This window comes from Modestobacter sp. KNN46-3 (genome assembly GCF_011039295.1).
This window is the reverse complement of record NZ_JAAKGN010000008.1, coordinates 12,191-36,686: the sequence shown is the minus strand read 5'-3', so window position 1 is coordinate 36,686 and position 24,496 is coordinate 12,191. Positions and strand designations below refer to the sequence as shown.

Sequence of the window (24,496 nt, the reverse complement as noted above, 5' to 3'; positions counted from 1 at the left end):
GCGGCCGGCTCAGGTGAGCGGGGAGCGGTAGACCACGAAGTAGACGGCGATGTAGTGGCAGAGGGCGGCCACGATCGTCAGCGCGTGGAACACCTCGTGGTAGCCGAAGGTGCCCGGCCAGGGGTTGGGCCACTTGCTGGCGTAGGCGATCGCCCCGACGCTGTAGAGCAGGCCGCCGACGCACAGCAGCACCAGCGCGGTGACGCCGGCCAGTTGCAGGATGTCGACCAGCACGAACACCGCCGCCCAGCCCAGGGCCAGGTAGATCGGCACGCCCAGCCAGCGGGGTGCGTGCGGCCAGGCCACCTTCAGCGCCACACCCAGCACGGCACCGGCCCAGACGAGGGCCAGCAGCCACCGGCCGGTCGGTTCGGGGACGGCGAGCAGCGCGAACGGCGTGTACGTCCCGGCGATGAACACGAAGATCATCGAGTGGTCGGCGCGCTTCATCAGCTTCCAGCCGCGCGGTGACCAGCGTCGGCGGTGGTAGAGCGCGCTGACCCCGAAGAGCCCGAGGATGGTGAGGCAGTACAGCGCCACCGACCAGCCGGCGCGCGCGCCCTGCACGGCAGCGAGCGGGATGAGCACCGCCCCGGCGACGACCGACCCGAAGAACGCGAAGAGGTGCAGCCAGCCCCGCATCCGGGGGCGGGTGTCGGGGTGGTCGTACTCGTGGTCGCCGTACTCGGTCAGCGCCCACTCGCCCTGGCGCTCGACGGACTCGACCCGTTCGCCCTCCGCATGGACGGCCGCCACCGCCTCGCCGGCCGGCGCCTCGATCTCAGCGCCGTCAGCGGTGACCCGGGCGTGGTCCTCGTGGTCTGAGGAGACGCTCATGAGCCGAGGTTACGGAGCAGTGGGTACCGCGTCATCCCGGGCCGGGTGTGATCTCGCTGGGAACGCGCCGCCCGGTCCGGCGCGCGGTCCGGCCGCGCGGGGAGGCGGCACCTAGGGTGAGGGCGTGGTGGTGCGCGCGAAGGTCCGGGACGCGCTCACCGTCGTCTACGAGCGCAGGCTGGCCCGCGGCCTGGTGGGCGCCGACACCCCACGGCACGTCGGCGTGATCATCGACGGCAACCGGCGCTGGGCCCGGGCCATCGGCCTGGAGGACGTCAGCGAGGGGCATCGCCGCGGCGCGGACAAGATCGCCGACCTGCTCTCCTGGTGCGACGAGGCCGGGGTCGAGGTGGTCACCCTCTTCCTGCTGTCCACCGACAACCTCACCCGGCCGGCTCCCGAGCTCACCCCGCTGCTCCGGATCATCGAGGGCGTCGCCTGCGACCTGGCCGGCCCGGACCGGCGGTGGCACCTGCGGGCGGTGGGTGCCCTCGAGCTGCTGCCGGCGGAGACCGTCGCCGTGCTGACCCGGGCCGAGCGCGACACCCGGGAGCGGCCGGGGGCGACGGTGAACCTGGCGGTCGGCTACGGCGGACGCCGGGAGATCGCCGACGCCGTCCGGTCGCTGCTGGCCGAGCACGTCCAGCGGGGGACGACGCTGCCGGAGCTGATCGAGGTGCTCGACGCCGACCACATCGCCGAGCACCTCTACACCCGTGGGCAGCCCGACCCGGACCTCGTCATCCGCACCAGCGGCGAGCAGCGGCTCTCCGGGTTCCTGACCTGGCAGACCGCCCACTCCGAGTTCTACTTCACCGACGTCTACTGGCCGGAGTTCCGCCGAGTCGACTTCCTGCGGGCGCTGCGCGCCTACGCCGCCCGGCACCGCCGCTTCGGCAGCTGACCCGGCCCTGCCCGGGACGGCGCCCGGGGGCTGACAGACTCGGGGCATGGCAGCCGGCGCGGTCGACGTCCCCCTGGAGTACGTGCGGCTGGGGCTGCGCTTCGACCGGCTCGAACCCGGCTTCGTCGACGCCTACACCGGCGAGCAGCGGCTGCGGGCCCAGGTCGCCGACGAGCCGGCGCCGCAGCCGCACCAGCTGCGCGACCAGGCCCGGGCGCTGTTGGGCGAGCTCGACTCCGCCGCTCTGCCGGCCGACCGGACCGCCTACCTGCGCGGTCAGCTCACCGGTCTGGAGTGCAGCGCCCGCAAGCTGGGCGGGGAGCCGGTCGGCTTCATCGCCGAGGTCGAGGCCTACTTCCAGGTGTCGGTCGCCCTCGGCGACCCGGCCGAGTACGCCGCCGCGCACGCCGAGCTCGAGCAGCTGCTGCCGGGCAGCGGGACGCTGGCGGAGCGGTACGCGGTGCACCGGCGCCGGGAGGAGTGCCCCCCACAGCGGCTGGAGGAGGCGGTGCACGCGCTCTCCTCCGCACTGCGGGACCGGGTGCGCGGCCAGTACGGCCTGCCCGAGGCCGAGACGGTGCGCTACGAGGTGGTCACCGACAAGCCGTGGTCGGGGTTCAACTACTACGAGGGCGACTACCGCTCGCGGGTGGCGATCAACGCCGACCTGCCGCACCGGCTCGGTCAGCTGCCGCACCTGGTCGCGCACGAGTCCTACCCCGGGCACCACACCGAGCACTGCCGCAAGGAGCGGGGGCTGGTCGAGCGCGACCAGCACCTCGAGCACACCGTGTTCCTGGTCAACACCCCCGAGTGCCTGATGGCCGAGGGGCTGGCCGACCTGGGCGTCGAGGCGTCGATCGGCGCCGGGTGGGGCCCCTGGGCCGCCGACGTGCTCGGTGACCTGGGCCTGCGCTTCGACGGGCACCTGGCCGAGCGGGTCGCCGCCGCGGCCGCGCCGCTGAACCGGGTGCGCCAGGACGCCGCGATCCTGCTGCACGACCGCGGCGCCGACCCCGACGTGGTGATCGCCCACCTCCAGCGCTGGGGTCTGGTGAGCCGTGACCGCGCCGTCCAGCAGCTGCGGTTCCTCACCGACCCGCTGTGGCGGGCCTACATCTCCACCTACGTCGAGGGCTTCGACCTGCTCGCCGCCTGGCTGGCCGCCCGGCCGGCCGGGCAGCCCGTCGCCGACCGGTTCCTGCGACTGCTGGACGAGCCGCTGACGCCGGCGGTCGTCACCGCCGAGCTGGCCGGCGCCTGACCGTCGTGGCGAGCGGGACGACGGAGGAGCGACAGGCCCTCGGGCTGTGGATGGCGGGCTGGCTGGCGCTGTTCCTGCTGGCCGGGCTGCTGTGGCTGGGCGACGTGTCGCTGCAGTGGCCGGTGCTGCTGGTGCCGGCGGCCTGGGCGCTGGTGGTGCTCCGGCCGCGCCGGTCGTCCGCCGGGAGCTGAACCCGGTCGACTCCTGTCGGTGCACCGGTGGAGGATCCCCGCCGTGATCCACGCCCGCGGGCTCGCCCGCACCTTCCGGAAGAAGAAGCAGGAGGTGCACGCCGTCGCCGGCGTGGACCTCGACGTCGAGGCCGGGGAGATCGTCGGCTTCCTGGGCCCGAACGGCGCCGGCAAGACCACCACGCTGCGGATGCTGACCACCCTGCTCGAGCCCACCGCCGGCACCGCCACCGTGGCCGGCTGCGACCTGATCGCCGACCCGGTCGGGGTACGCCGCCGGATCGGCTACGTCTCGCAGAGCGGCTCGACCGCGCCCGAGGCCCGCGCCGGGGAGGAGGTCGTCGACCACGCCCGGCTGTACGGGATCAGCACCGAGGAGGCGACCGCCCGCGGCAAGCAGCTGTTCCGTGAGCTCGACCTCGACGGCCTCTGGGAGCGTCAGCCGAAGGCGATGTCCGGCGGCCAGCGCCGTCGGCTGGACATCGCGCTGGGCCTGGTGCACGTCCCGGGCCTGGTCTTCCTCGACGAGCCGACCACCGGGCTCGACCCGCAGGCCCGGGCGAACCTGTGGCAGCACATCCGCGGCCTGCGCGCCGAGCGCGGGACGACGGTGTTCCTGACCACGCACTACCTCGACGAGGCCGACGCGCTGTGCGACCGGATCCTGGTCATCGACTCCGGCCGCATCGTCGCCGCCGGCACCCCCGACCAGCTCAAGTCCGACGTCGGCGGCGACGTCCTGACCGTCACCGCCGAGCACGCCGACGCCGCCGGGCAGGTCGCCGCCCTGATGGCCGCGCTGCCCGGGGCGGAGGCTCCCCAGGTCGACGGCACCCGGGTGGTCGGCCGCGCCCCGAACGGCGGTGCCGCCCTGGTCGCCCTCGTCCGCGAGCTGGACGCCGCCGGCATCGCCGTGGCCGGCATCGAGAGCCGCCGGCCCAGCCTGGACGACGTGTTCCTCGGCCTCACCGGCCGGTCGCTGCGGGAGACCGGGGCGCCGCCCGCCGTCCCCACCGAGTCGCTGGAGGCAGCCCGATGAGCACGGTCGCGACCCCGCCGGAGGCCACCCAGCCCACGACCAGTGCCACCGCGACCAGCAACCTGGTCCGGGACACCTACACGGTCTTCGCCCGGGCGATGCGGATGTCGCTGCGCAACCCGGCCTGGCTGGTGATCAGCCTGCTGCAGCCGATCCTCTACATCACCCTCTTCGGCCCGCTGTTGACCTCCGACGCCGTCCAGCTGGGTGCGGGCAACGCCTACCAGGTGTTCGTGCCCGGGATCCTCGTCCAGCTGGGCATCTTCGGTGCGCTGTTCGTCGGGTTCGGGCTGATCGCCGAGTACCGGGCCGGGGTCATCGAGAGCCAGCGGGTCACCCCGGCCAGCCGCACGGCGCTGCTGCTGGGGCGGGTGCTGCGTGACGTCGTCGTCCTGCTGGTGCAGGGCACGCTGCTCGTGCTGGTGGCCATCCCGCTCGGGCTGCGCGCACCGGTGGCCGGGGTGCTGCTGACCCTGGTGGTCATCGCGCTGCTGGGGGCGGCGTTCGCCTCGGTCTCCTACGCGCTCGCGCTGACGCTGAAGAGCGAGGACGCCTTCGCGCCGCTGCTCAACGCCGTCGTCCTGCCGGTGCTGCTGCCGTAGTCGCCGTCGAAGAAGGCACGGGTGCCCTCGACCACGTGCTTGAGCGGGTTGACGTCGCTGATCGCCTGCAGCCAGCCGGGGGCCAGCGACATCGGCAGCAGGATGCCCGAGAGCAGCAGCACCGGCAGGACGACGGCGTTGAGCAGCGGCGCGAAGGCGTCCTCGCTCTTCAGCGTCAGCGCGAGCGCGTAGGAGACCGAGGCGAACGCCGCCCCCAGCAGCGCGATGACCACCAGGGTCAGCAGCACCCCGGCCACCGGTGCGCGCAGCCCGAGCGGGATGGCCACCAGCACGAGCAGCGTGCCCTGCACCAGCAGGACGACGACGTCACGCAGCACCCGCCCCAGCAGCAGCGCCGTGCGGCTGGCCGGGGTGACCCGCTGGCTCTCGATGACCCCGGCCCGGTACTCGGCGATCAGCCCGAACCCGACGAACAGCGCACCGAAGATGCCCAGCTGGACGAGGATCCCGGGCACGAACACCTGGTAGGCGTTGCCCGCACCCAGCTGGACGGCGTCGGAGGTCAACAGCGGGCCGAAGAGGGTGATGTAGAGGATCGGCTGCAGCAGGCTGATCACCAGCCAGGCCGGGTTGCGCAGCGACATCCGCATCGCCCGGGCGAAGACCGTGTAGGTGTCCCGGACCAGGTTGCTGGTCGCGGTGGCACTGGTCGTGGGCTGGGTGGCCTCCGGCGGGGTCGCGACCGTGCTCATCGGGCTGCCTCCAGCGACTCGGTGGGGACGGCGGGCGGCGCCCCGGTCTCCCGCAGCGACCGGCCGGTGAGGCCGAGGAACACGTCGTCCAGGCTGGGCCGGCGGCTCTCGATGCCGGCCACGGCGATGCCGGCGGCGTCCAGCTCGCGGACGAGGGCGACCAGGGCGGCACCGCCGTTCGGGGCGCGGCCGACCACCCGGGTGCCGTCGACCTGGGGAGCCTCCGCCCCGGGCAGCGCGGCCATCAGGGCGGCGACCTGCCCGGCGGCGTCGGCGTGCTCGGCGGTGACGGTCAGGACGTCGCCGCCGACGTCGGACTTGAGCTGGTCGGGGGTGCCGGCGGCGACGATGCGGCCGGAGTCGATGACCAGGATCCGGTCGCACAGCGCGTCGGCCTCGTCGAGGTAGTGCGTGGTCAGGAACACCGTCGTCCCGCGCTCGGCGCGCAGGCCGCGGATGTGCTGCCACAGGTTCGCCCGGGCCTGCGGGTCGAGCCCGGTGGTCGGCTCGTCGAGGAAGACCAGGCCCGGGACGTGCACCAGGCCCAGCGCGATGTCCAGCCGACGGCGCTGGCCGCCGGACATCGCCTTCGGCTGACGCTCCCAGAGGCCGTCGAGGTCGAGCTCACGGAACAGCTGCTTGCCGCGGGCGGTCGCCTCCTCGGTGCTGATCCCGTACAGCCGGGCGTGGTCGACGACCTCCTCCCCGGCGCGGGCCTCGGGCGCGGTCGAGCCGCTCTGCGAGACGTAGCCGATCCGGCGGCGTACCCCGACCGGGTCGGCGATCAGGTCGCAGCCGGCCACGGTGGCGGTGCCGGCGGTGGGCTCGAGCAGGGTGGTCAGCATCCGCAGCGTGGTGGTCTTGCCGGCGCCGTTCGGGCCCAGGAAGCCGACGATCTCCCCGGCCTCGACGTCGAGGTCCACGCCGGCGACGGCGTGCACCTCCTGCTTCTTCTTCCGGAAGGTGCGGGCGAGCCCGCGGGCGTGGATCACGGCGGGGATCCTCCACCGGTGCACCGACAGGAGTCGACCGGGTTCAGCTCCCGGCGGACGACCGGCGCGGCCGGAGCACCACCAGCGCCCAGGCCGCCGGCACCAGCAGCACCGGCCACTGCAGCGACACGTCGCCCAGCCACAGCAGCCCGGCCAGCAGGAACAGCGCCAGCCAGCCCGCCATCCACAGCCCGAGGGCCTGTCGCTCCTCCGTCGTCCCGCTCGCCACGACGGTCAGGCGCCGGCCAGCTCGGCGGTGACGACCGCCGGCGTCAGCGGCTCGTCCAGCAGTCGCAGGAACCGGTCGGCGACGGGCTGCCCGGCCGGCCGGGCGGCCAGCCAGGCGGCGAGCAGGTCGAAGCCCTCGACGTAGGTGGAGATGTAGGCCCGCCACAGCGGGTCGGTGAGGAACCGCAGCTGCTGGACGGCGCGGTCACGGCTCACCAGACCCCAGCGCTGGAGGTGGGCGATCACCACGTCGGGGTCGGCGCCGCGGTCGTGCAGCAGGATCGCGGCGTCCTGGCGCACCCGGTTCAGCGGCGCGGCCGCGGCGGCGACCCGCTCGGCCAGGTGCCCGTCGAAGCGCAGGCCCAGGTCACCGAGCACGTCGGCGGCCCAGGGGCCCCACCCGGCGCCGATCGACGCCTCGACGCCCAGGTCGGCCAGCCCCTCGGCCATCAGGCACTCGGGGGTGTTGACCAGGAACACGGTGTGCTCGAGGTGCTGGTCGCGCTCGACCAGCCCCCGCTCCTTGCGGCAGTGCTCGGTGTGGTGCCCGGGGTAGGACTCGTGCGCGACCAGGTGCGGCAGCTGACCGAGCCGGTGCGGCAGGTCGGCGTTGATCGCCACCCGCGAGCGGTAGTCGCCCTCGTAGTAGTTGAACCCCGACCACGGCTTGTCGGTGACCACCTCGTAGCGCACCGTCTCGGCCTCGGGCAGGCCGTACTGGCCGCGCACCCGGTCCCGCAGTGCGGAGGAGAGCGCGTGCACCGCCTCCTCCAGCCGCTGTGGGGGGCACTCCTCCCGGCGCCGGTGCACCGCGTACCGCTCCGCCAGCGTCCCGCTGCCCGGCAGCAGCTGCTCGAGCTCGGCGTGCGCGGCGGCGTACTCGGCCGGGTCGCCGAGGGCGACCGACACCTGGAAGTAGGCCTCGACCTCGGCGATGAAGCCGACCGGCTCCCCGCCCAGCTTGCGGGCGCTGCACTCCAGACCGGTGAGCTGACCGCGCAGGTAGGCGGTCCGGTCGGCCGGCAGAGCGGCGGAGTCGAGCTCGCCCAACAGCGCCCGGGCCTGGTCGCGCAGCTGGTGCGGCTGCGGCGCCGGCTCGTCGGCGACCTGGGCCCGCAGCCGCTGCTCGCCGGTGTAGGCGTCGACGAAGCCGGGTTCGAGCCGGTCGAAGCGCAGCCCCAGCCGCACGTACTCCAGGGGGACGTCGACCGCGCCGGCTGCCATGCCCCGAGTCTGTCAGCCCCCGGGCGCCGTCCCGGGCAGGGCCGGGTCAGCTGCCGAAGCGGCGGTGCCGGGCGGCGTAGGCGCGCAGCGCCCGCAGGAAGTCGACTCGGCGGAACTCCGGCCAGTAGACGTCGGTGAAGTAGAACTCGGAGTGGGCGGTCTGCCAGGTCAGGAACCCGGAGAGCCGCTGCTCGCCGCTGGTGCGGATGACGAGGTCCGGGTCGGGCTGCCCACGGGTGTAGAGGTGCTCGGCGATGTGGTCGGCGTCGAGCACCTCGATCAGCTCCGGCAGCGTCGTCCCCCGCTGGACGTGCTCGGCCAGCAGCGACCGGACGGCGTCGGCGATCTCCCGGCGTCCGCCGTAGCCGACCGCCAGGTTCACCGTCGCCCCCGGCCGCTCCCGGGTGTCGCGCTCGGCCCGGGTCAGCACGGCGACGGTCTCCGCCGGCAGCAGCTCGAGGGCACCCACCGCCCGCAGGTGCCACCGCCGGTCCGGGCCGGCCAGGTCGCAGGCGACGCCCTCGATGATCCGGAGCAGCGGGGTGAGCTCGGGAGCCGGCCGGGTGAGGTTGTCGGTGGACAGCAGGAAGAGGGTGACCACCTCGACCCCGGCCTCGTCGCACCAGGAGAGCAGGTCGGCGATCTTGTCCGCGCCGCGGCGATGCCCCTCGCTGACGTCCTCCAGGCCGATGGCCCGGGCCCAGCGCCGGTTGCCGTCGATGATCACGCCGACGTGCCGTGGGGTGTCGGCGCCCACCAGGCCGCGGGCCAGCCTGCGCTCGTAGACGACGGTGAGCGCGTCCCGGACCTTCGCGCGCACCACCACGCCCTCACCCTAGGTGCCGCCTCCCCGCGCGGCCGGACCGCGCGCCGGACCGGGCGGCGCGTTCCCAGCGAGATCACACCCGGCCCGGGATGACGCGGTACCCACTGCTCCGTAACCTCGGCTCATGAGCGTCTCCTCAGACCACGAGGACCACGCCCGGGTCACCGCTGACGGCGCTGAGATCGAGGCGCCGGCCGGCGAGGCGGTGGCGGCCGTCCATGCGGAGGGCGAACGGGTCGAGTCCGTCGAGCGCCAGGGCGAGTGGGCGCTGACCGAGTACGGCGACCACGAGTACGACCACCCCGACACCCGCCCCCGGATGCGGGGCTGGCTGCACCTCTTCGCGTTCTTCGGGTCGGTCGTCGCCGGGGCGGTGCTCATCCCGCTCGCTGCCGTGCAGGGCGCGCGCGCCGGCTGGTCGGTGGCGCTGTACTGCCTCACCATCCTCGGGCTCTTCGGGGTCAGCGCGCTCTACCACCGCCGACGCTGGTCACCGCGCGGCTGGAAGCTGATGAAGCGCGCCGACCACTCGATGATCTTCGTGTTCATCGCCGGGACGTACACGCCGTTCGCGCTGCTCGCCGTCCCCGAACCGACCGGCCGGTGGCTGCTGGCCCTCGTCTGGGCCGGTGCCGTGCTGGGTGTGGCGCTGAAGGTGGCCTGGCCGCACGCACCCCGCTGGCTGGGCGTGCCGATCTACCTGGCCCTGGGCTGGGCGGCGGTGTTCGTGCTGGTCGACATCCTGCAACTGGCCGGCGTCACCGCGCTGGTGCTGCTGTGCGTCGGCGGCCTGCTCTACAGCGTCGGGGCGATCGCCTACGCCAGCAAGTGGCCCAACCCCTGGCCGGGCACCTTCGGCTACCACGAGGTGTTCCACGCGCTGACGATCGTGGCCGCCCTCTGCCACTACATCGCCGTCTACTTCGTGGTCTACCGCTCCCCGCTCACCTGAGCCGGCCGCTCAGGGCGTCGGCGGCGCGCCCGGACCGGTCCCGGGGGTCTCCCCCGGCACGGCCGGCACCGGCTCCGGCTCCGGGGTGACGCCGGCGCTGGGTGCGACGCCGGTGCTGGGCGCGATGCTCGGCAGTGGCATCGGGACGGCGGTCTCCTCGCCGTACTGGTCCCAGCTCAGCACCTGTCGCTGCTGAGGGTAGGCGTTCCCCGGCTGCAGCGGTGCGTCCGGCACCGTCTCGACCTGCTCGCCGTCGACCGTCGCGTCGGCGAGCCCGTCGATCGGGCGCCCGTCCTGGTCGTAGAGCAGGACGCCGGTCAGCGGTTCACCGGTGGAGGAGAACGGCAGGATGTTGGTGATCGGCGTGCCGTCCTCGTGCACCAGGTGGTCCGGCTGCGCGTCCTCGACGTACACCTGCTCGGCGGTGGCGACGCCGGGCCCGTCGGCCAGGCCGACCAGGGCGACGAGCGTCAGCAGCCCCAGCCCGGCGTTGACCAGGGCGGCGCGGCGCCCCGGCTCGCGCCCCTCCGCCCGGGCCTGCAGGCCCAGCCGCACCGACCAGGCGATCGCCGCACCGGTGATCAGCAGGCCGACCGGGCCGAGCCCGAGGGTGGGCACCGGGAAGGACGTGCCCCCGACGAACACCACGTCCACCGCGGTCACCGCCGCCCAGGCCCGCACCACCCACCACGCCGGCCGCAGCTCGGGGAGGAACGCCTCGACCTGCCGCACCGGCGCCCAGGACCGGAGCCGGGTGACCAACTCGGTCAGGCCGACCTGGTCGTCCTCGGCCGGCGGCGCGACCGGCAACCCGGCGGCGGTCCGCAGCTCGTCGGCGTAGTGGCGCGGCGACCCCAGCCGGAACTCCAGCGGCGCATCGCCGTCCGCGGCCACCTCCGCCAGGTGGTCCTCGAGGTCCTCCAGCAGCTCCTCGCACCGGTCGGCCGGGACGTCGGTCAGCGCGGCGCGCACCGCCGCCGCGTACTCCGCCACCTCGGCCTGCCGGCCCACACTCGTCGCGCCGGTCATGCCGCCACCTCCGGATCGGTCGTCAGCAGGGCCGCCATCGTGTCGGCGAAGCCCTGCCAGGTCTTGGTCGCGATCTCCAGCTGTGCCCGCCCGGAGACGTTGAGCCCGTAGTACTTGCGGTGCGGCCCCTCGGCCGAGGGGACGACGTAGCTGGTCAGGTGGCCCGCGGCGTACAGCCGCCGCAGCGTGCCGTAGACCGAGGCGTCGCCGACCTCCTCGAGCCCCCCGGCGCGCAGCCGCCGGACGACGTCGTAGCCGTAGCCGTCCTCCCCGTCCAGCACCGCGAGGACGGCGAGGTCCAGCACCCCCTTGAGCAGTTGCGTGGTGTCCATCGGGGCCCTCCGGCTCGTCGGTGTGGAACGCACAGTGCTGCGCATCACGCAGTAGCGGGCAGGCGGCGGTCCGGCGCGTCGTGCCCGAGCCCGGGCGAGGGGCGGCTCAGGCGAACGGCGGGCGGTGGTCCAGCCGCACCGAGAGCCGGCCGGCCCGGCGCCAGGCGCGGGCGACGACGTCCCGGTCGGTGTCGGTCACCAGGTTGCCCATGACCCGCAGGGCGACGGTCATCAGCAGCCGGGACCGCATGCCCACCGGGCCGGCGGCGGGCAGGAACCTGGGCACGGTGAGCAGCCCGGCCAGCCGGCGGGCGATGGAGAAGGCCTCGCCGTAGTGCCGGCGCAGCGTCGTGGGCCAGGCGTGCGACCAGTCGTCGTCGTCGAACAGGTCGACCACGCTGCGGCCGGTCTCCAGCCCGTAGTCGATGCCCTCGCCGTTGAGCGGGTTGACACAGCCCGCGGCGTCCCCGACCAGCGCCCAGTTGCGCCCGGCGACGCCGGAGACCGCACCGCCCATCGGCAGCAGTGCACTGGCGGGGGCCTGCACGGCGCCGTCGATCTGCCACTCCGCGCGCCGCTGGTCGGTGTAGAGCTCCAGCAGGCTGCGCAGCCGCACCTCGGCCGGACGGCGCTCGGTCGCCAGCGTGCCGACCCCGACGTTGACCTCACCGCGCTCGGCACCCAGCGGGAACACCCAGCCGTAGCCGGACAGCAGCTCCCCCTCGGCCCCACGCAGCTCCAGGTGCGAGCTGATCCACTCGTCGTCGCTGCGACCGGAGCGCACGTAGCCGCGTGCGGCCACCCCGTAGACGGTGTCGCGGTGCCACTCCCGGCCGAGCACCCGGCCCAGCGGCGAGCGGACGCCGTCGGCCACCACCAGCCGGCGGCAGCGGACCGTCGTCGTCGACCCGTCGGGACGGCGGAACACCACCGCAGCCACCCGGTCGCCGTCCCGCTCGACGTCCACCGCGCGGGCACCCTCCAGCGGGGTGGCGCCCGAGTCCAGGGCCACCGAGCGGATCCGGGCGTCCAGCTCCGTGCGGGGGACGGCACCGCCGTGGTCGGGCAGCGCGCCACCGGGCCAGGGCAGCAGCAGCTCCTGGCCGAAGCCGGCCGCCCGGAGCCCCCGGTTGCGGCCGTGCGAGCGCACCCAGTCGCCGAGCCCCAGCCGGTCGAGCTCGGCGATGGCCCGGGGGGTCAGGCCGTCACCGCAGGTCTTGTCCCGGGGGAAGACGGCGGCGTCGGCGAGGACGACGTCGGCGCCGCCGCGCGCGGCCCAGGCGGCCGCAGCCGCCCCGGCGGGACCGGCCCCCACCACGAGCACGTCGGTGTCGGTGGGCTCAGCGGTGTCGGGCACGGCACCCAGTGTCCCCCGGCCCCCGCACGGGCCCGCGGCCCTCCTACCGGGGACCCCGCGCGCGCACCTCCTCGACGGCGGCCATGGCCTGCCGCAGCTCGGCCAGCCAGTCGTCGGCGTGCTGGCCGACCAGGCGCACGGTCCAGACCAGCGCCTCGGACCGGGACCGGGCCACGCCGGCGTCGACCAGGGTGTCCAGCACCAGACGCTCGGGCTGCCGCAGTCGGGTCATCACCGGCACGGAGAGCGTGGTGAACAGCTCCCGGACGTCGCCGCAGGTCGCACCCCAGGCGACCGACCGGCCGTAACGCTCCTGGGCGGCATCGGCGATCGCCATCCGCTGGCCGCGGGTCTGCTCCCGGAAGCGGGCGATCCGTCCCGCACGGGCGGCCGTCGGGTCGCCGTCACCCGGCTCGGGCTCGGGAACCGACCCCACGACGGTGATCTCGTCCCGGTCGACGACCAGCTCGACCGGGCCGGTGAACCACTCGTCGGGGAGCCGTCCGGCGAACCAGCCGGCGACCTCGGCGCGATCGACCGGCGGGGGGGCGTCCGCGGCGCGGCCACGGGCACGCCCGCGACCAGGGAAGCCCTCGGGTGGGAAGCGGTGGTGTGCGTGCACGATTCCTCCTCGGTGGAACGAATACCGCACACTGTAATCCTGTAATCAGTTCACCACCGGCCCCATCGCTGCGCTGAGAGCGGACACCTCCGTGACCGGCGCCGCACAGACGAAACCGCGGCAGACGTAGGCGGCCGGATGGCCGTCGCGCACCGGCCGCCCGGCCAGCAACGGGACGCCGGGAGCATCCGGCTCGCCGGCCACCACCACCGCGCCCGGGCTCGCCGATGCACGTGCCGCGGCCGTCAACGCGTCGCGCTCCGGACCGGCCGGCCCACTGACGGCCACCTCCAGCGGGCCGGCCAACAGCGCCTCCCCCACCGCCGCCGCCCAGCCGGCCGCCCGCGGCGCCTGCGCCACCAACCCGGCCAGCGACGCGAGCGCCGCCTCCCCGCGGGCCCGGTGCTCCGGCGAGCCGGCCAGCGCCGCGTAGCCGACCAGCGCGCCCGCAGCCGCCGCGATGCCCGCCGGCGTGGGGCCGTCGGTCGGGTCGAACGGGCGGTGGACGAGCGCCTCGGCGTCCGCTGCCGTGTCGTGCCACTGCCCCTCGCCGTCGACGAACTGCGCGGCGACGACGTCGAGCAGCTCCCCGGCCCAGCTCAGCCACCGCCCGTCAGCGGTGGCTGCGTGCAGCGCCAGCAGCCCCTCGGCGAGGTCGCCGTAGTCCTCGAGGACCCCCGCGTTGGCCCCAACCGAGCCGTTCCGGGAGGCGCGGCGCAACCGTCCGTCCACCCAGTGGACCTGATGCAGCAGCGCGGCTGCCCGAGCCGCGGCCCCGACCAGCCCCGGGTCGCCGGTCAACGCGCCGTGGTCGGCCAGGGCCGCGATCGCCAGCCCGTTCCAAGCGGTGACCACCTTGTCGTCGCGGGCCGGCTGCGGGCGCTGCGCCCGTGCAGCGATCAGCGCCGCCCGCACCCTGGCCAGCCGCCCGGCGTCGTCGGGGTCGCGCAGCAGCTGCAGGGTGGAACTGCCGTGCTCGAACGTCCCCTCGGGGGTCACGGTGAAGGCCTCCGCGGCCCAGGCGCCGTCGTCCGCGCCGAGCACCTCGACCAGCTGAACCGGCGTCCAGACGTAGGTGAGCCCCTCGACCCCCTCGGTGTCGGCGTCCAGCGCCGAGGCGAACCCGCCCTCGGCGGTACCCAGGTCCCGCACCAGGAACGCGGCGGTCTCGTCGGCGACCCGACGGGCCCAGTGGGCCCCGGTGCTCCGCCACAGGTGCGAGTAGACCCGCAGGAGCAGGGCGTTGTCGTAGAGCATCTTCTCGAAGTGCGGCACCACCCAGTGCTCGTCGACGGAGTACCGGGCGAAGCCACCGGCCAGCTGGTCGTAGACGCCCCCGCGGGCCATCGCCTCGGCGGTGTGCACGGCCATGCCGAGGGAGTTGGGGTCACCTCGCCGGGCATGGGCGCGGAGCAGGAACTCCAGCACCATGGACGGCGGGAACTTCGGGGCGCCGCCGAAGCCACCGGCGCGCCGGTCGTGGCTGTCGGCGAGCACGCCGACGGCCCGGTCCAGGAGGTCGGCGGACAGCGGGCTGGGGTCGCCGAGGTCCAGCCGACTGGAGATGCCGGCCACGACGCTCTCCCCCGCCGACTCCAGCTCGTCGCGCCGACTGGCCCAGGCCTCGCTCACCGCGCTGAGCACCTGCCGGAACGCCGGCAGCTGCGGATGTGGCCGGGGCGGGAAGTAGGTCCCGCAGTAGAACGGTGCGCCGTCCGGCGTGGTGAAGACCGTCATCGGCCAGCCGCCGTGGCCGGTCAGCGCCTGGGTGGCGGTCATGTAGACGCTGTCGACGTCCGGGCGTTCCTCGCGGTCGACCTTCACGCAGACGAAGCCGGCGTTCATCTGTGCGGCCGTCTGCGGGTCCTCGAACGACTCGTGCGCCATCACGTGGCACCAGTGGCAGGCCGCGTAGCCCACGGAGACCAGCACGGGCACGCCGCGCTCACGGGCCTCCTCGAACGCGCCGGGGCCCCACTCCCGCCAGTCGACCGGGTTGTCGGCATGCTGCAGCAGGTAGGGGCTCGTCGCGGTGGCGAGGCGGTTCGGCATGGCCCTCTCCTTCCCGTCCCCGGCCCCGCCCGAACGGCGCAGCGGGCCTCGAGCGGCGCCATCTGCCGGGCCGGCGCCCGTACGATGGCGGCTCGCGTCGACCCCTGGGGAGCTCCACCGTATGACCCACGTCCCGCCGGACCGCCAGCCGACCGTGCGGTTCCGCCGCCCGGCCGACGGGCCACCTGCGGACACCGCGTACCCGTCCGACCCGTTCCCCCCGGCCGGCGGCGACCGGTACGGCCCACCGTCGGACGCGGCCGGCTGGCACCCACGCCCGCCGGCCGAGGGGCAGTCCCGCCCCGCGCGGCGCTGGCGGCGGGGCGGCCGATCCGACGACGCACCGCCGCCGGCCCCGGAGCCGCGCCCCCGGCGCACGTGGCCGGGCCGTCGCCCCGGAGGGCGCCGCGGCGCCCTCCGGGCGCTCGGCCGGCTGGTCGCCGTCGTCTTCGTCCTCCAGGCGCTGGTGATGGTGTCGCTGCGCTGGATCGACCCGCCGACGACGGCGTTCATGGCCGCCAACCCGGCCGGCTCGATCCAGCAGTCCGTGCCGGTCGAGCACGTCTCCCGGAACTTCCTCGCCGCGGTCATCGCCCACGAGGACGCCCCGCTCCCCTACCGCTCGGGCGCCTTCGAGTGGGAGTCGCTGCTCGCCCGCGCACAGGCCCACCTGCGCGGCGAGGACGACCCATCCGGCTCGACCATCCCGCAGCAGGTGGCCAAGAACCTGTTCCTCAACCAGGAGCTGAGCGCCTGGCGCAAGGCGGTGGAGGCCGGCCTGGCCGCGGAGCTGGCCCTGGTCGTCGACGACCGTCGGATGCTCGAGCTCTACGTCAACCACGCCCAGTTCGGCCCCACGCTGTACGGCGTCTGCACGGCCAGCTGGTACTACTTCGACACCCCGCCGGACACCCTGTACCCCGAGCAGGCGATCCAGCTGGCCGGCCTGCTCCCCTCCCCCGGGCACGTCCGCCGCGCCCCCGGCGGCGGGCTCGACTTCCAGGTGGAGGACGGCCTGGGCTGGCTGTCCCGCTCCCACGTGCTCAACGCCCAGGCCCGGCTGCCGCGCCACCTCGACCGGCTGGGCTTCCAGCCGGTCGAGGACGTCGGCATCACCGGGCTGGCCGCCGACCAACCGGACTCCGGCGACGACTGCAGCGTGCGCCCTCAGGAGGTCGCCGACCTGATCGCCGCGGAGGGCACCGCCTGACGGACGGCGTCACAAGATCGTCATGTTCCCCCCGCAGCCGCACCGGGCACCACCCGAGGACGACTTCGAGGAGGCGGCCGTGAACCGGAACGGAACGAGTCCGCGCATGCTGGTCGTGGTGCTGCTCAGCACCCTCGCGCTGCTGGGCGGCGCACTGCCGGCCCAGGCGGCCAGCGACCCGTACTGCGGCATCCGCTGGGGATCACTGCCGGAGAGCCAGCCGCCCGCCAGCCCCTGGGGCACGATCACCGACGTCCGCACCGGGCAGCACCCGTGCTTCGACCGGCTGGTCGTCGACCTGCAGGGTGCCGAGGGGTCGGCCGGCTACTTCGTCCGGTACGTCGACCAGGTGGGCGCCCAGGGCTCCGGGACGCCGGTGCCCGTCCGGGGCGGCGCCGTGCTGCAGGTGGTCGTCCAGGCACCCGCGTACGACGACACCTACGAGCCGACGTACCAGCCCGCCGACCGCACGGAGGTCGTGGACGTCACCGGCGCGCGCACGCTGCGCCAGGTCGCCTGGGGCGGCTCCTTCGAGGGACAGACGACGCTGGCCGTCGGCACCCGGGCCCGGCTGCCCTTCCGGGTCTTCGTGCTCGCCGGTGCGCCGGGACAGCCCGACGGCGCCCGCGTCGTGGTGGACGTCGCCCACCGCTGGTGAGGTCCGCGGGGCCGATCCGGCCGATCAGCCCCGCGGCGGCGCGTCACCCTCGTCGGGCTCGCGCTCCTTCAGCCGCAGCAGCCACGCCGTGCACCCGAGCAGGACAACCAGCACGCCGAGGACGGCGATCTCGGTGATCCGGTCGTCGAACTCCGCACCCTTGCCCAGGACCCCCGCCGCCTCGACCGACAGCACGACGATCTCCTTGATCGAGGCGATGATCCCGACCAACAGGAACGGCTCGGCCACCAGCTCACGGCGCTCCACGGTGATCCGCACCGCGAACAGCAGCTCGACGATGATGAAGACGAGCAGCAGCACGTCGAGCAGCTCGAGCACCGGGGCCTGGGAGAGGTCGCCGACCATCCCCCACGTCGTCTTCCCGGCCACGACGAGCAGCACGAGCGCGCTGACCACCAGGAACAGCGCGATGCCCGCGTAGACGACGTTCTCGCCCACCTCGAGCGCACGGGTGCCGAACCGGCCGAGCCCGGGTCGTTCCTGCTGTCCGGGGTCGCGCCGGGCCTGCTGCGTCGCCATCGGAGGATCATCGCCGACCGCGGCCCCTCCCGCGCCGGCCACCGGCGAGGATCCCCCGCGCGGGTCAGATCCCGGCGCCGTCCGCCGAGAGGTCGGTCGCGCGCCGCTGGTTCGACAGCATCACCAGGCGACCCGCCGAACCCTGGCGGGTACGCCGAACAGCGACCACACCCCCCGGCTCGTGAACGACGTGGCGCACCGCTGGTGACCGTGGGACCTCGTGTCCCCGAGGACGCCGGGTGGGTCTCCCACCCGGCGCCCGCCCCCACTGCGGGCTGCGCCCGGGTCGGTCAGGAGGCGGCGGGCCGCCCACCCCAGCCGTCGCCGTCCTGCGGACGGCGTGGCGGCTCGATGGCCAGCGGCGCCCGGCGCAGGGTGTCCAGCAGCTCGGCCCCCGGCTCCCGGGCCGGGACGTCGACCATCAGCTCGGCCGGGCTGTCCGGGACCTGGTCGGCCGGGTCGAAGCTGCGCGGCACCTTCTTGAGGTGCCGGCCCATCGACCGGCCGAGCCACAGCACCGCGATCAGCAGCACGACGATGAGCAGCAGCCCGAACGGACCGCCCTTGCCGACGTCCTCCGGCACCGGTTGCTGTTGGACGGCGAGCAGGGTGAGTGCAGTGGTCACGAGACACGCTCCGAGGTGCGGACGCCGGCGAACAGGTCGTCCTCCGGGACAGGGACGTCGACCAGCGACCGCGCCAGCTCGTAGTCCTCGGTCGGCCAGGTGCGGGTCTGCAGGTCCAGCGGGACCGAGAACCAGCGGCCGGTGGGGTCGATCTGGGTCGCGTGGGCGATCAGTGCGGCGTCCCGCACCGGGAAGTACTCGGCGCAGGGCACCCGGGTGGTCACCCGGTGGGAGATGTCGTTGGCCGGGTCCCACTTCGCCAGCCACTCGGTGTACGGCGACTCGGCCCCCTCGGCCAGCATCGCCTCGTGCAGCGCCTTCGTCCGGGGCAGCGTGAAGCCCATGTGGTAGTAGAGCTTGCTCGGCTGCCAGGGCTCCCCGAGGTCGGGGTAGCGGTCCGGGTCACCGGCTGCCTCGAAGGCGTGCACCGAGATGTCGTGGGTCTTGATGTGGTCGGGATGCGGGTAGCCGCCCCGCTCGTCGTAGGTGAGCACCACCTGCGGCCGGAACCGCCGGATCAGCTCGACCAGGGGCGCAGCGGCCTCCTCGACCGGCACCAAGGCGAAGCAGCCCTCCGGGAGCGGCGGCAGCGGGTCACCCTCGGGCAGCCCGGAGTCGACGAAGCCGAGGAACTCCTGCTCGACACCGAGGACCTCCCGAGCCCGGGCCATCTCCTCGCTGCGGATCTCGGCCATCCGCTCCCACACCTCGGGGCGGTCCATCGCCGGGTTCAGCACCGACCCGCGCTCCCCGCCGGTGCAGGTCGCCACCATCACGCGGGCGCCCTCGGCGACGTACTTGGCCATGGTCGCGGCGCCCTTGCTCGACTCGTCGTCGGGGTGGGCGTGCACCGCGAGCAGGCGCAACTGGTCCGGTTCGGTCACGTGTGCTGCTCCTCGCTCCGCTCGTCGAACCCGTGCCCGACGGTGCCCTGCTCCGTGCGCGACACGCACGCCCGGTCGCGACACCCATTGTCCCCCCGGCCGACGGGTCGTGGCACGCACCCCGGCGACTCCTGGTGTGCCCCGCACCACTCCGGTGGGCCCCGGGGTCGGGGGGCCATCCCGGCCGGATCCGTTCCGTAGACGGCTGCACGGGGCCGGGCTCCGGTGTTACGTTGCTCGGATTGACCACCGGTGACCTGCGAGCGCAGCGGGTCGCGACGACGAGCACCGGGAGCGACTGTGGCCACCCCCACCGACGAGCAGGACCAGGGCGTCTGGCTGACGCAGGAGGCCCACGACCGGCTGCGAGCCGAGCTCGAGCAGCTGGTGGCGAGCCGCCCGGCCATGGCAAAGGAGATCAACGACCGCCGCGAGGAGGGTGACCTCAAGGAGAACGGCGGCTACCACGCGGCCCGCGAGGAACAGGGCAAGGCCGAGGGCCGGATCCGCCAGCTCACCGACCTGCTGCGGAAGGCCCGGGTCGGGCAGCCGCCGACGACGGCCACCAACGCCGCCGTCGGCACGGTGATCACGATCGCCTTCGACGGCGACGAGGACGACACCGAGCGGTTCCTGCTGGGTTCACGGGAGATCGCCGGCACCACCGACCTGACCGTGTACTCCCCCGAGTCCGCGTTGGGTTCGGCGATCGTGGGCGCGGCGCCGGGCTCGACGGTCACCTACCAGGCCCCGAACGGCAAGGACATCTCCGTGAAGGTCCTGGCCGTCGAGCCGTTCATCCCCTGACCTGCCGGCCAGGGCAGTGACGAGCGCGATGGACGAGGCCGGCACGGTGGACGGCGGGCGGGCGCGTTCCCGGCGGGCGGAGAACACCACCTTCGTCTGCGGGCACTGCCAGACCCTGGTGCCGGCGAACACCGACGGGCACTACCGCAACCACTGCCCGTGGTGCCTGTGGTCGTTGCACGTCGACGACCTGCCGGGCGACCGGGCCAGCGAGTGCCGGCAGCTGATGGAGCCCATCGGTCTGGTCGAGAAGTCGGGCAAGGGCTGGCAGGTGGTGCACCGCTGCACCGCCTGCGGCCACCGCCAGCCCAACCGCCTGGTCCGGGACGGCGCTGCCCCCGACGACCTCGACCTGGTGCTCGCCCTCCCCTGGCTCTGAAACCGGCCGCGCATCCGCCGCGTTCGCCGCATTGCACGCTCTTCCTCCGCTCTGCACGTGCTGCAGCACGTGCGGAGCGGACGGAACGCGTGCAGAGCGACGTCCGCCACCTGACCGGGCGGGCCCCGAGCCCGCCTGGCGCAGGGGCGTTCTGCGTGTCGGGGTCAGGCGACGGGCGTCAGCCCCCGGCGGCGCAGCAGCGGCCCGGTGTCGGCGGCCCGGCCGCGGACGGCGGCGAAGGCGCCCAGCGGGTCGACCGAGCCACCGCGGGAGAGCAGCTCACCACGGAAGACGTCGCCGTTCTCCCGGCGCAGCCCACCGTTCTCCTTGAACCACTCCACGGTGTCGGCGTCCAGCACCTCCGACCAGATGTAGGAGTAGTAGCCGGCCGAGTAGCCGCCGGCGAAGACGTGCTGGAAGTACGTCGTCCGGTACCGGGGCGGCACCAGGTCGAAGGCGACACCGGCGTCGGCCAGCGCCTGCGCCTCGAAGGCCTGCGCGTCGGCGACCTCGGTGTCCGGCCCGATCCGGTGCCAGGCCTGGTCGAGCAGCGTGGCCCCCAGGTACTCGACGGTCGCGAACCCCTCGCCCCACAGGGCCGCGGCCTCGAGCGCGTCGACCGTCTCCTGCGCCAGCGGCTCCCCGGTCTCGACGTGCTTGGCGTAGTGCGCCAGCACCTCCGGCCACAGCGCCCACATCTCGTTGACCTGGCTGGGGAACTCCACGAAGTCGCGCGGCACGCTGGTACCGCTGAACCGCGGGTACGTCACTGCCGAGGAGAGCCCGTGCAGCGCGTGCCCGAACTCGTGGAAGAGCGTCGTCACCTCGTCGAGGGTCAGCAGCGTCGGCTGCCCGGCCGCGGCCCGGGTGACGTTGAGGCAGTTGAAGACCACCGGCCGGGTGTCCAGCAGGCCGGACTGGCTGACGAACGAGCTCATCCAGGCCCCGCCGCGCTTGCCCTCCCGGGCGAAGAAGTCACCCAGGTAGAGCCCGATCGGCTGCTCGTCGGCGAAGACCTCCCAGACCCGGACGTCGGGGTGGTAGCCCTGCAGGTCCGGGCGCGGGGTGAAGGTGAGGCCGTAGAGCAGCTCGGCGGCGCGGAACACCCCGTCGACCAGTACCCGGTCCAGCTCGAACCACGGCCGTAGCGCGGCGCTGTCCACGGCGTAACGCTCGGCCCGCACCCGCTCGGAGTAGAACGACCAGTCCCAGGCGGCCAGCTCGACCCCGTCGGCGGTGGCCACCTCGGCGAGCACCTCGCCCTCGGCCTTCGCGTTGGCCATCGCCGGCGGGACCAGTGCGGCCAGCAGCTCGTCGACCGCAGCGGACGTGCGGGCGGTCTGGTCGGCGGCGATCAGGTCGGCGTGGGTGTCGAAGCCCAGCAGCTGCGCCCGGACGGCGCGCAGGTGCGCCATCTCCACCGCGATCGGGCCGTTGTCGTGCTCCCCGACCGAGGCCCGGGTCAGCGACGCCTCGTGCAGCCGGCGGCGCAGCTCCCGGTTGCGCAGCTTGGCCATCGCGGGCTGGCCGCTGGGCAGCACCAGGGTGAGCAGGTACCCACCGTCGTGCCCGCGCTCGGCGGCGGCGCCGGCTGCGGCCTGCACCTCGGCGGGGCTCAGTCCGTCCAGCTCGGTCTCGTCGGTGACCAGCACCGCCGCCGCCTCGGTGGCCACCACCAGGTTCTGCCCGAAGGTCGTGGAGAGCTCGGACAGCCGCTGGTTGAGCTCACGGAGCTGCTCGCGCCCGGCGTCGTCCAGCCCGGCACCGGCGAGGACGAAGTCCAGGTGGTAGCGCTCGACCAGGCGGACCGCCTCCTCGTCGAGGCCGGCGTCGTTCCGCCCGGCGTGGACCGCGTCGATCCGGGCGAACAGCGCCGGGTCCAGACGCAGCGCGTCGGAGTGGGCCGCCGAGAGCGGGGCGACCTCCCGCTCGATCTCCCGCAGCCGGTCGCTGGACATCGACGAGGACAGGTTCCAGAACACCGCCTCCGCCCGGCCGAGCAGCTGGCCGGAGCGCTCGAGGGCCACGACGGTGTTCTCGAACGTCGGCTCGGCCGGGTCGGCCAGCAGGGCGGCGACCTCGGCCCGCTGCTCGGCCATCCCGGCCAGCAGCGCCTCCCGGCAGTGCTCCAGCGAGATGTCGGCGAACGGGGGCAGCTCGTAGGGCAGCGCCGACGGGGCGGCCAGCGGGTTCGACGCGGACAGGGACGCGGAGTCCGGCGAGGGAGCCGGTGCAGTGGTGCTCATCCCGCCCATCTTCACCCCCACGCCCGGCCGGCCGTCACCCGCGGCCTCGCTGCAGCGTCCCGCCGGGAGCCTGCGAGCGGCGGGGGCAGAGAGGCCCACGGCCTCAGCGGCTGGCGGTGCGCAGGTAGGCCCGAACCGCCAGCGGCACGAAGACCAGCAGGATCACGACGGTCCACAGCACCGTGTAGAGCGCCGGGTTCTGCAGCGACCAGACGTCGGGGACCGGGGCCCCGGCGGGGACGTTGCCGAACAGCTCCCGGGCCGCCTGGACGACGGTGGAGACCGGGTTCCACTCGGCGAAGGCCCGCAGCGGCGCCGGGAAGCTCTCCAGCGGGACGAAGGCGTTGGAAGCGAACGTCAACGGGAAGATCACGATGAAGCTCGCGTTGTTGACCACCTCCGGGGTGCGGACCAGCAGGCCGACCAGCGCCATCAGCCAGGAGATGGCGAAGGCGAAGATCAGCAGCACCAGGAACCCGCCGATCGCCTCGGCGATCGAGGAGTTGATCCGCCAGCCCACGGCGTACCCGGTCAGCGCCATCACCGTGATCGAGATGACGTTGAGCCCCAGGTCGGCGACGGTGCGGCCGATCAGCACCGCCGACCGCGACATCGGCAGGGACCGGAACCGGTCGATCAGCCCCTTCTGCAGGTCCTCCGCGATGCTCGCCCCGGTGACGGTGGAGCCGAAGACCACTGTCTGGGCGAAGATCCCCGGCAGCAGGAACTCGGCGTAGCTGATGCCCGGCGGCAGGTTGATGGCGCCACCGAAGATGTAGCGGAACAGCACCACGAACATGATCGGCGACAGGGTCGCGAAGACGATCAGGTCGGGCACCCGCTTGACCTTGATCAGGTTCCGCTTGGTGATGACGACGCTGTCGGAGACGGTCTCGGCCAGCGTGCTGCTCATGACTGCGCTCCTGCACTGACGGTGGCCGAGGGCTCGGCGTCGGTGGCGGTGTCGGCGTCCTCTGCGGAGCGTCCGGTGAGGGTGAGGAAGACGTCGTCCAGGTCGGGCCGGCGCAGGCCGATGTCGAGCACCTGCGCGCTGGTGCCCGTCAGCCGGCGCAGCGCCTCGGCCAGCGTGTCGGTGCCGCCGGTGACCGGGACCGACAGCCGCCGGGTCTGCCGGTCGGCGTGCAGCTCGCCGTGGGAGAGCGGGCGCAGGGCGTCGGTCACCACCGCGAGCTGCTCGACGGTGCCCACGGTGAGCTCCAGCCGTTCGCCGCCCACCTGGGCCTTCAGCTCGTCGGCGGTGCCCCGGGCGATCACCTTGCCGCGGTCGATGACCACCATCCGGTCGGCCAGCCGGTCGGCCTCCTCCAGGTACTGGGTGGTGAGCAGGATCGTCGTCCCGTCGCTGACCAGGTCGGCGATGAACTCCCACATGCCCAGCCGGCTGCGCGGGTCGAGCCCGGTGGTCGGCTCGTCGAGGAACAGCACCCGGGGCCGGGCGATGAGCGAGGCGGCGATGTCCAGCCGACGGCGCATGCCGCCGGAGTACGTCTTCGCCGGGCGGTTCGCCGCGTCCGCGAGGTCGAAGCGCTCCAGCAGCTGGCCGGCGCGCGACCTGGCCTCGCGCTTGCCGAGCCGGTACAGCCGCCCGACCATCTCCAGGTTCTCGTGCCCGGTCAGGTACTCGTCGACCGCGGCGTACTGACCGGTCAGCCCGATCGTGGCGCGCACCTGGTCGGCCTGGGTGGCCACGTCGAGCCCGGCCACCTCCGCCCGCCCGGCATCGGGCTGCAACAGCGTGCTCAGGATCCGGACGACGGTGGTCTTGCCGGCGCCGTTGGGCCCCAGCAGCCCGAGGACGGTGCCCTCGGACACGGTGAGGTCGACCCCACCGAGCGCGGTGTTCTCCCCGAAGCGCTTCACGAGCCCCTCGACGACGACGGCATCGGTCATGCCGCGCACGCTAGGCCCGCCCACCGACGGTTATCACTGTCTTTTCCGGGCACCAGGCGGGTCCGTTCCAT

The 24,496-nt window shown here is 74.1% G+C and carries 27 protein-coding genes; 10 read left to right on the top strand and 17 right to left on the bottom strand.

The features are described 5' to 3' along the window. Positions 1-9: 9 nt before the first annotated feature. Positions 10-837, bottom strand: a complete 828-nt coding sequence (locus G5C62_RS04260; protein WP_081975642.1) for a hemolysin III family protein — start codon at positions 835-837, stop codon at positions 10-12. A gap of 124 nt (positions 838-961) precedes the next feature. Between G5C62_RS04260 and G5C62_RS04255 the strand changes: the two genes are divergently transcribed. Genes G5C62_RS04255 through G5C62_RS04235 form a run of 5 tightly spaced genes read left to right on the top strand, consistent with a single transcriptional unit; the run spans position 962 to position 4,837 of the window. Then, entirely contained in the window at positions 962-1,741 is a 780-nt protein-coding gene (locus G5C62_RS04255) for an isoprenyl transferase (protein WP_036341110.1), read from the top strand. Between the two features lie 46 nt (positions 1,742-1,787). Next, positions 1,788-3,005 (top strand): DUF885 domain-containing protein, encoded by a 1,218-nt coding sequence (locus G5C62_RS04250; RefSeq protein ID WP_164700057.1) that lies wholly within the window; start codon positions 1,788-1,790, stop codon positions 3,003-3,005. A gap of 5 nt (positions 3,006-3,010) precedes the next feature. Then, positions 3,011-3,196, top strand: a complete 186-nt coding sequence (locus tag G5C62_RS04245; protein WP_164700058.1) for a hypothetical protein — start codon at positions 3,011-3,013, stop codon at positions 3,194-3,196. 43 nt (positions 3,197-3,239) lie between these two features. After that, the gene (locus G5C62_RS04240; protein ID WP_164700059.1) at positions 3,240-4,235 is read left to right on the top strand and encodes an ATP-binding cassette domain-containing protein; all 996 of its coding nucleotides are present in this window, start codon (positions 3,240-3,242) and stop codon (positions 4,233-4,235) included. Beyond that, positions 4,232-4,837, top strand: a complete 606-nt coding sequence (locus G5C62_RS04235; protein WP_241175694.1) for an ABC transporter permease — start codon at positions 4,232-4,234, stop codon at positions 4,835-4,837. The genes G5C62_RS04240 and G5C62_RS04235 overlap by 4 nt, the downstream gene beginning before the upstream one ends. Here G5C62_RS04235 and G5C62_RS04230 read toward each other — a convergent pair. The 5 genes from G5C62_RS04230 to G5C62_RS04210 are packed head-to-tail and all read right to left on the bottom strand — an operon-like array spanning position 4,753 to position 8,820. Beyond that, on the bottom strand, positions 4,753-5,550 hold the full coding sequence (locus G5C62_RS04230) for an ABC transporter permease (RefSeq protein WP_164700060.1): 798 nt from the start codon (positions 5,548-5,550) through the stop codon (positions 4,753-4,755). The two genes, G5C62_RS04235 and G5C62_RS04230, sit on opposite strands and share 85 nt — an antisense overlap. Next, positions 5,547-6,542 carry an ATP-binding cassette domain-containing protein gene (locus tag G5C62_RS04225; RefSeq protein WP_164700059.1) on the bottom strand — a complete coding sequence of 332 codons (996 nt, stop codon included), beginning with the start codon at positions 6,540-6,542 and terminating at the stop codon, positions 5,547-5,549. The genes G5C62_RS04230 and G5C62_RS04225 overlap by 4 nt, the downstream gene beginning before the upstream one ends. A gap of 43 nt (positions 6,543-6,585) precedes the next feature. After that, positions 6,586-6,771, bottom strand: a complete 186-nt coding sequence (locus G5C62_RS04220; RefSeq protein ID WP_164700058.1) for a hypothetical protein — start codon at positions 6,769-6,771, stop codon at positions 6,586-6,588. Positions 6,772-6,776: 5 nt separating this feature from the next. Further along, the gene (locus G5C62_RS04215) at positions 6,777-7,994 is read right to left on the bottom strand and encodes a DUF885 domain-containing protein (RefSeq protein ID WP_164700057.1); all 1,218 of its coding nucleotides are present in this window, start codon (positions 7,992-7,994) and stop codon (positions 6,777-6,779) included. Between the two features lie 46 nt (positions 7,995-8,040). After that, entirely contained in the window at positions 8,041-8,820 is a 780-nt protein-coding gene (locus G5C62_RS04210; RefSeq protein ID WP_036341110.1) for an isoprenyl transferase, read from the bottom strand. A gap of 124 nt (positions 8,821-8,944) precedes the next feature. Between G5C62_RS04210 and G5C62_RS04205 the strand changes: the two genes are divergently transcribed. Further along, complete coding sequence (locus G5C62_RS04205) at positions 8,945-9,772, top strand: hemolysin III family protein (RefSeq protein ID WP_081975642.1); 828 nt, start codon at positions 8,945-8,947, stop codon at positions 9,770-9,772. Between the two features lie 9 nt (positions 9,773-9,781). Here the strand turns inward: G5C62_RS04205 and G5C62_RS04200 are convergent, their stop codons facing one another. The 5 genes from G5C62_RS04200 to G5C62_RS04180 form a co-directional block, all read right to left on the bottom strand. Further along, positions 9,782-10,801, bottom strand: coding sequence for an HAAS signaling domain-containing protein (locus G5C62_RS04200; RefSeq protein WP_164700056.1), 1,020 nt, complete (start codon positions 10,799-10,801; stop codon positions 9,782-9,784). Next, entirely contained in the window at positions 10,798-11,133 is a 336-nt protein-coding gene (locus tag G5C62_RS04195; RefSeq protein ID WP_036341107.1) for a PadR family transcriptional regulator, read from the bottom strand. The genes G5C62_RS04200 and G5C62_RS04195 overlap by 4 nt, the downstream gene beginning before the upstream one ends. 106 nt (positions 11,134-11,239) lie before the next feature. Next, entirely contained in the window at positions 11,240-12,490 is a 1,251-nt protein-coding gene (locus tag G5C62_RS04190) for a geranylgeranyl reductase family protein (RefSeq protein WP_164700055.1), read from the bottom strand. Positions 12,491-12,533: 43 nt separating this feature from the next. Next, complete coding sequence (locus G5C62_RS04185) at positions 12,534-13,112, bottom strand: hypothetical protein (protein WP_164700054.1); 579 nt, start codon at positions 13,110-13,112, stop codon at positions 12,534-12,536. A gap of 45 nt (positions 13,113-13,157) precedes the next feature. Beyond that, entirely contained in the window at positions 13,158-15,164 is a 2,007-nt protein-coding gene (locus G5C62_RS04180) for a thioredoxin domain-containing protein (protein ID WP_164700053.1), read from the bottom strand. A 121-nt stretch (positions 15,165-15,285) separates the two neighbouring features. Here G5C62_RS04180 and G5C62_RS04175 point away from each other — a divergent pair, with 121 nt between their 5' ends. Then, entirely contained in the window at positions 15,286-16,374 is a 1,089-nt protein-coding gene (locus G5C62_RS04175; RefSeq protein ID WP_164700052.1) for a transglycosylase domain-containing protein, read from the top strand. A 22-nt stretch (positions 16,375-16,396) separates the two neighbouring features. Continuing rightward, a complete protein-coding gene (locus tag G5C62_RS04170; RefSeq protein WP_241175693.1) occupies positions 16,397-17,032 on the top strand; it encodes a hypothetical protein in 636 nt (211 codons plus the stop codon). A gap of 24 nt (positions 17,033-17,056) precedes the next feature. Here the strand turns inward: G5C62_RS04170 and G5C62_RS04165 are convergent, their stop codons facing one another. The 3 genes from G5C62_RS04165 to mca all read right to left on the bottom strand — a co-directional run bounded on the left by G5C62_RS04165 (position 17,057) and on the right by mca (position 19,082). After that, positions 17,057-17,572 (bottom strand): phosphate-starvation-inducible PsiE family protein, encoded by a 516-nt coding sequence (locus tag G5C62_RS04165; RefSeq protein WP_164700051.1) that lies wholly within the window; start codon positions 17,570-17,572, stop codon positions 17,057-17,059. A 290-nt stretch (positions 17,573-17,862) separates the two neighbouring features. After that, complete coding sequence (locus G5C62_RS04160; protein WP_164700050.1) at positions 17,863-18,198, bottom strand: hypothetical protein; 336 nt, start codon at positions 18,196-18,198, stop codon at positions 17,863-17,865. Further along, on the bottom strand, positions 18,195-19,082 hold the full coding sequence (mca, locus tag G5C62_RS04155) for a mycothiol conjugate amidase Mca (protein WP_164700049.1): 888 nt from the start codon (positions 19,080-19,082) through the stop codon (positions 18,195-18,197). The genes G5C62_RS04160 and mca overlap by 4 nt, the downstream gene beginning before the upstream one ends. A gap of 300 nt (positions 19,083-19,382) precedes the next feature. Between mca and greA the strand changes: the two genes are divergently transcribed. Together greA and G5C62_RS04145 are read left to right on the top strand one after the other, a co-directional pair. Then, the gene (greA, locus tag G5C62_RS04150) at positions 19,383-19,889 is read left to right on the top strand and encodes a transcription elongation factor GreA (RefSeq protein ID WP_052091664.1); all 507 of its coding nucleotides are present in this window, start codon (positions 19,383-19,385) and stop codon (positions 19,887-19,889) included. A gap of 28 nt (positions 19,890-19,917) precedes the next feature. Continuing rightward, positions 19,918-20,268 carry an RNHCP domain-containing protein gene (locus tag G5C62_RS04145; RefSeq protein ID WP_036341085.1) on the top strand — a complete coding sequence of 117 codons (351 nt, stop codon included), beginning with the start codon at positions 19,918-19,920 and terminating at the stop codon, positions 20,266-20,268. A 164-nt stretch (positions 20,269-20,432) separates the two neighbouring features. On the opposite strand, the gene G5C62_RS04140 is transcribed toward G5C62_RS04145, so the two are convergent. The 3 genes from G5C62_RS04140 to G5C62_RS04130 all read right to left on the bottom strand — a co-directional run bounded on the left by G5C62_RS04140 (position 20,433) and on the right by G5C62_RS04130 (position 24,425). Next, complete coding sequence (locus tag G5C62_RS04140; RefSeq protein WP_164700048.1) at positions 20,433-22,514, bottom strand: M3 family metallopeptidase; 2,082 nt, start codon at positions 22,512-22,514, stop codon at positions 20,433-20,435. 103 nt (positions 22,515-22,617) lie between these two features. After that, the gene (locus tag G5C62_RS04135) at positions 22,618-23,427 is read right to left on the bottom strand and encodes an ABC transporter permease (RefSeq protein ID WP_164700047.1); all 810 of its coding nucleotides are present in this window, start codon (positions 23,425-23,427) and stop codon (positions 22,618-22,620) included. Further along, entirely contained in the window at positions 23,424-24,425 is a 1,002-nt protein-coding gene (locus G5C62_RS04130) for a daunorubicin resistance protein DrrA family ABC transporter ATP-binding protein (protein ID WP_036341076.1), read from the bottom strand. The genes G5C62_RS04135 and G5C62_RS04130 overlap by 4 nt, the downstream gene beginning before the upstream one ends. Positions 24,426-24,496 lie beyond the last annotated feature (71 nt).

What these genes read in the sequence shown, in the direction of transcription:
- G5C62_RS04145 (WP_036341085.1), top strand. Translation starts at nt 19,918, where the DNA reads ATGGACGAGGCCGGCACGGTGGACGGCGGGCGGGCGCGTTCCCGGCGG.
- G5C62_RS04130 (WP_036341076.1), bottom strand. Translation starts at nt 24,425, where the DNA reads ATGACCGATGCCGTCGTCGTCGAGGGGCTCGTGAAGCGCTTCGGGGAG.
- G5C62_RS04180 (WP_164700053.1), bottom strand. Translation starts at nt 15,164, where the DNA reads ATGCCGAACCGCCTCGCCACCGCGACGAGCCCCTACCTGCTGCAGCAT.
- G5C62_RS04170 (WP_241175693.1), top strand. Translation starts at nt 16,397, where the DNA reads ATGTTCCCCCCGCAGCCGCACCGGGCACCACCCGAGGACGACTTCGAG.
- G5C62_RS04215 (WP_164700057.1), bottom strand. Translation starts at nt 7,994, where the DNA reads ATGGCAGCCGGCGCGGTCGACGTCCCCCTGGAGTACGTGCGGCTGGGG.
- G5C62_RS04260 (WP_081975642.1), bottom strand. Translation starts at nt 837, where the DNA reads ATGAGCGTCTCCTCAGACCACGAGGACCACGCCCGGGTCACCGCTGAC.
- G5C62_RS04140 (WP_164700048.1), bottom strand. Translation starts at nt 22,514, where the DNA reads ATGAGCACCACTGCACCGGCTCCCTCGCCGGACTCCGCGTCCCTGTCC.
- G5C62_RS04200 (WP_164700056.1), bottom strand. Translation starts at nt 10,801, where the DNA reads ATGACCGGCGCGACGAGTGTGGGCCGGCAGGCCGAGGTGGCGGAGTAC.
- G5C62_RS04175 (WP_164700052.1), top strand. Translation starts at nt 15,286, where the DNA reads ATGACCCACGTCCCGCCGGACCGCCAGCCGACCGTGCGGTTCCGCCGC.
- G5C62_RS04165 (WP_164700051.1), bottom strand. Translation starts at nt 17,572, where the DNA reads ATGGCGACGCAGCAGGCCCGGCGCGACCCCGGACAGCAGGAACGACCC.
- G5C62_RS04135 (WP_164700047.1), bottom strand. Translation starts at nt 23,427, where the DNA reads ATGAGCAGCACGCTGGCCGAGACCGTCTCCGACAGCGTCGTCATCACC.
- G5C62_RS04195 (WP_036341107.1), bottom strand. Translation starts at nt 11,133, where the DNA reads ATGGACACCACGCAACTGCTCAAGGGGGTGCTGGACCTCGCCGTCCTC.
- G5C62_RS04250 (WP_164700057.1), top strand. Translation starts at nt 1,788, where the DNA reads ATGGCAGCCGGCGCGGTCGACGTCCCCCTGGAGTACGTGCGGCTGGGG.
- G5C62_RS04230 (WP_164700060.1), bottom strand. Translation starts at nt 5,550, where the DNA reads ATGAGCACGGTCGCGACCCCGCCGGAGGCCACCCAGCCCACGACCAGT.
- G5C62_RS04205 (WP_081975642.1), top strand. Translation starts at nt 8,945, where the DNA reads ATGAGCGTCTCCTCAGACCACGAGGACCACGCCCGGGTCACCGCTGAC.
- G5C62_RS04235 (WP_241175694.1), top strand. Translation starts at nt 4,232, where the DNA reads ATGAGCACGGTCGCGACCCCGCCGGAGGCCACCCAGCCCACGACCAGT.